The organism is Actinomyces sp. oral taxon 849 str. F0330 (assembly GCF_000239715.1).
GTDB classification, from domain to species: Bacteria; Actinomycetota; Actinomycetes; order Actinomycetales; family Actinomycetaceae; genus Actinomyces; species Actinomyces johnsonii.
Window position 1 is genome coordinate 1 of the sequence record NZ_JH470384.1, and the last position, 1,388, is coordinate 1,388.

Sequence of the window (1,388 nt, forward strand, 5' to 3'; positions counted from 1 at the left end):
CCACCCCACTCCGACATCCTCTTCACCAACGACGCAAGACCCCGCCGTCGTTGGCGGAGAGAGCATCATCAAGCGGGGCAACCCTCACTCCGCCTCGACCGAGACGATGCGGTGGACGGCCACGGTCAGTTCGGTCTCGCGCACGACGTCGCGCAGGCGCACCCGCCCGGGTTCCACGGCCATGACCCGCACCTGCCGCTCCTGCACGGCGCCGTCGGGACCGGCCAGACTCAGCCGCAGCCGCGAGCGCGAGGACTGCGCCTGGCGCAGAATTGCCAGGGCGTGTACCGGGTCGGTGGCCACAGCCGTTTCTCCGGCGGCCTGCAGTGCCTCCTGCCCCACGCGGAGCCTGCCCACCAGGGTCGCCAGCTCGCGTCTGCCCGGCCGACGCCGCCTTACCGAGTGCTCGCTGCCGGGTCGTGACGGCTCAGGAGCCCGGCGCGCCTGCTGCAAGGTGGCCGGCCCGACCACCAGGTGACCACTCGCGTCCTCGGTCACCGGCGCCAGCCCGTTAGTGCGCAGCTCGCGCAGCACCTGCCCGGCGCTCGCCGTGGCCACGAGAATCCCGGGTGCCACCTCATCGAGGCCAAGATCCTTCAGGCGCGGCTCGGCCAGGAGCCCGGCGGCCGTCGCCTCGTCGCCGACTCTCAGCAGCGCGGCCACGGCCCGCACCCGCACTGTCCCGTGGTGGCGGGCCGCATCCTGGATGAGCACAGTCAGCGAGTCCGGCAGGGGCACGGGACTGTAGCGTCCGATGGCCTCGATGATCTCCTCGGCGCTGTAGCCGATGTCGAGCGCACCGCGCACCGACTCGGGGGTGAACCTCACCGTGAGCGCCCCGCCGCGAGACTCAACCACACTCGTACGCTCCAGCAGGGCCGCCAGTTCGGGGGCGGGCCGGCCCGGCACGATGGCGGTGAGGTCGGACTGAACGAGGATCATGTCGACGGCGGCCGGCAGATCCGCGGCGAGCGCGGCCTCCAGCGCTGCCAGGGTTTCGTCGTCCGACGGCGCCTCGGCGACTGTGTCTCCGTCGGTGCCCTCGGCGCTACCGGCGCTGCCACCACGGCCGGCATCCGGCTGATCGAGGCTCGCCGCCGCCCGTCGGGCGAGGATTCTGCCAGCTTCGGTGAGCGCGCGGCCACCGGTGATCCCGAGGGTCTCGGCCTCGGCCAGGACCGCTGAGATCGCCCCGCCGGGGATGGTGCGCCTGGGGCTTTCCCAGGTCAGGGCCGCCCGCACGAAGGCAGGGGTCGCGCTCGCCCCCTGCGGGAGGTCGCCCAGGAGCGCGAGTACACGGGCGCGCAGGCGCGCGGCCCACCCGGCTTCCAGGTCCAGGCCGAGGACCGGCGCGCCAGGGCCCCCATCGTCGTCGCCGGGTACCCGTC

1 protein-coding gene is annotated in these 1,388 nt (G+C 73.6%); it reads right to left on the reverse strand.

What is annotated here, in order from left to right; genetic code table 11:
• Nucleotides 1-84: 84 nt before the first annotated feature.
• Nucleotides 85-1,388: helicase-associated domain-containing protein (locus HMPREF0975_RS14230; RefSeq protein WP_009234940.1), on the reverse strand; the 1,304-nt coding region annotated here is incomplete at its 5' end.